2 protein-coding genes are annotated in these 3,337 nt (G+C 48.2%); both read right to left on the reverse strand.

The features are described from left to right. Positions 1 to 563: condensation domain-containing protein (locus VZ94_RS23430; RefSeq protein ID WP_131655595.1), on the reverse strand; the 563-nt coding region annotated here is incomplete at its 3' end. Between the two features lie 26 nt (positions 564 to 589). Further along, a partial coding sequence (locus VZ94_RS15840) for a condensation domain-containing protein (RefSeq protein WP_239649999.1) occupies positions 590 to 3,337 on the reverse strand: 2,748 nt, incomplete at its 5' end.

Raw genomic sequence — 3,337 nt, forward strand, 5'->3', positions numbered from 1 at the left:
TCAGGTTTTAGGCCACTGTGTTGTAGACTGTGCGCTAAGCGGTTGGACTGACGTTCTAGTTCGCCATAGCTTAAGCGGGTCTCGCCGTCGATAAGCGCAATGGCGTTGGGTTGGCTTTGTGCCATCATGTGAATGCGCTGGTGGACAGAGTGGGACGCTATAAAACCGGTGTTTAAAGAGCCATCGCTAGTCGCATTGATACTCGCCCAGTCATCAACCGCTATGGATAACTGAGCTAAACAGTGCTCTGGCTTTGCTTGCATTTGTAACAGCAATTCACGCATAACCGTGACCAACTGCTCTATGACTGAATCAGAAAAAAACTGCCGGTCGTAGTCGAAACTAATGCTTAATGCATCGCCCGCTTGTACCGCTAACGTTAACGGGTAATAGGCACGCTCTTGCTGGAATTCGCCGCTAAATACTAATTCGCCTTGCGTTTGTTGCAACACCGAAGCAACAGGATAATTTTCAAACACTAGCAACGTGTCAAACAGAGCAACACTACCTTGTTGCCACCAACGCTGTACTTGGTTTAGCGGAGTAAAATCAAACTCCCGCATCGCTAAGTTAGTTTGTTGTAGTTCGGTTAAAAAACGTTTTGTACGGTTTGCGCAGGATTTACCGTATGTACTAAGGCTAAGGTATTGATAAACAAACCTAACCAGGTATCAGCACCGGTTAACTCTGGCGGACGACCGGAAACAGTCACGCCTGTTGCAACGGTTGTTTGACCGGTGTAACGCTTTAGTAGCAACAACCAAGCGGCTTGCACTAAGGTGTTTAAGGTTATGCGCTGTGCTGCCGCAAAATCGCGTAAATCGGTGAACTCGTCACCGACTATCGTTAAGACGTGCAAGCCCTGACTGCTGTGCGTCGACTCAATACTTAAGCAACTCGCTAAATGAGTTCCCGTTTCCAGTTTAGCCAAGCGCTGCCGCCAGAAATGTTCTGCCGCAGTTAAGTCGCGCTGTTTTAGCCAAGCGATAAAGTCGCGAAAATCGCCGTTTTGCGCCGGTAGCGATTCGCCACGATAAAGCGCCAGCACATCGGCCATTAACCGGGCGCTACTCCAACCATCTAATAGCAAATGATGACTTAACCATAGCCAGTGATAGGTTTGGTCAGCTAATTGCACTAACACATGCCGGAATAACGGCGCTTGGTTAATGGCCAAGCCTTGGTTAAGCAATTGTTGCCGCAGTTCTGTCAGTTTAGAGTCGTTTTGGGCTTGCCCACACCAATCCAGTATTTCCAATTTTACTGTGGGCTGTTTATAAACCACTTGTAATGGTTGCTCACCGTCACCCGCAGCCCAAAAGGCCGTGCGCAATACCGCATGACGACGACACACCTCAGTCCAGGCCCAAGCAAACCGGTCAATGTCTAAGCCTTGAATTGTCAATGCAAACAGCGATACATAGGTCGCAGGATTGGCTTCATAAAGACATTGAAATAACATGCCTTGCTGCATAGGCGTTAACGGATAAATATCGTCGATATGCTCAGCGGGAAACGGCAGATAGTCCAATTGCGCTTGGCTTAACTCGGCTAATGGCACATCGCTAGGTGTTAACACCGGCTCAGCAGTTTGGCTATGATGAATAATAGCGCTCAGCTCTTGCTCGTAGCCTGCCAATAATCCAGCTATCGTATCGGGTGAATAGCGCATACGGTCATACGTCCAATTTAAGCTTAAGCAACCGTCTGAAACCTGACCGTTAATTTCTAGCTGATACAGTAATGGTGCGTCGTCAGCCAGTTCCGCACCACGCGCCTCAGTTGCAGGAATGAATAAAGCATCGCTGCCCATATCGTTGTCGAAGCGACCTAAATAATTAAACCCGATCTCAGGCTTAGGCAATTGACTGAATTCAGCTTGTGTGTCGCTATCACCGAGGTAGCGTAGTACACCAAAACCCAAACCATGATTTGGCACATTGCGTAATTGTTCTTTAATGGTTTTAAGCGCAGTAGCAAGCTCCGTATCAGGCGTTAGCAAGACGGGAAACACACTGGTAAACCAACCTACGGTACGGCTCACATCTAACCCTATGCAGTCTTCACGGCCATGACCTTCTAGCTCTATGCTAAGCGCGCTTTGTCCTGCCCAACGGCAGATGACTCGTGCTAACGCAGTCAGTAGTAATTCTTGTATTCGGTTGCGGTAGGCATGGTTTGCCGATAACAGCAGCGTCTCTGTCAGCTCAGCGCTAAGCGTTAAGGTTTGTGTGTCGGCATCGCGTGCATAGCCATATCTCGTTTGGGCAAGATTATCGCTAGGCAAGTCGAATACAGCAGTGCACTGCGCTCGCCAATACGCCTTTTGTTGCTCAGCAACGCTGAGCCATGACGATAAGGCCAACGACCACGCTTTAAAGCTTGCGGTTTTGCTAGTCAATGTTAATAACTGACCGCTAAGAGCTTGTTGATACAACGTCTTAAGATCAGCTAAGACAATACGCCAAGACACGCCGTCGATAAGCAAATGATGGGCGACAAACAATAATCTATCTTGCTCACCGTCTACGCTCATATATACGACTTGCAGCAAAGGCCCTTGGCTTAGGTTTAAACAGCGTTGATGGTTATCGGCAACGGCTGAAATCGCTGGGACATCGGCAAGTTGATAATGGCTAAACACGGTCGCGCAGCTTTCGTTGTCCGCATAAAACTGCCGCCAACCTGACGGTGTAGGTTGAAAACGCAAGCGAAAACTATCGTGGTAGTTTAGCCAATAGCTCAATGCTGTTTGTAACGCAGTTAAATCTAATGATTGGCTTAGTTTTAACAAAACGGATTGATTCCAGTGCTGACGTTCAGGAATATCGGTTGCGAAAAACTCATGTTGTATAGGTGTCAGTGGTAACTCACCTTGCGCTATTTCGCCCATAGACGCCGATAGCGGTAAGCGCTCCGCTATCCGTGCTAAACCGGCGATGGTTTGCTGACGGAATAAGTCTTTAGGTGTTAACTGCCAGCCTAGCTCGCGAACACGGCTAATCACTTGCAAAGAGACGATTGAATCGCCGCCTAACGCAAAAAAATTATCGTCGATGCCAATATCGGCCACCCCTAACACGTCTTGCCAAATCGTAGCAAGTTGTATTTCTAGCTCAGTACTGGGTGCAATACGGGTTTTAAGGCGTTGTTCGGGTTCGGGTAATGCTTGTTTGTTTAACTTACCACTGGCTAACTTAGGCAACACTGGCAAGATGACGAAGGCAGAGGGTACCGCGTAATCCGGTAACTGTTGGCTAAGTGCTGCGCGTAAAGTTTCGGCGTTAAGTTGGTCAATATCGCCTGCAATGTAGGCACAGAGCTGGGTAAGCGGTAT

The organism is Methylocucumis oryzae (assembly GCF_000963695.1).
Lineage (GTDB): Bacteria > Pseudomonadota > Gammaproteobacteria > Methylococcales > Methylomonadaceae > Methylovulum > Methylovulum oryzae.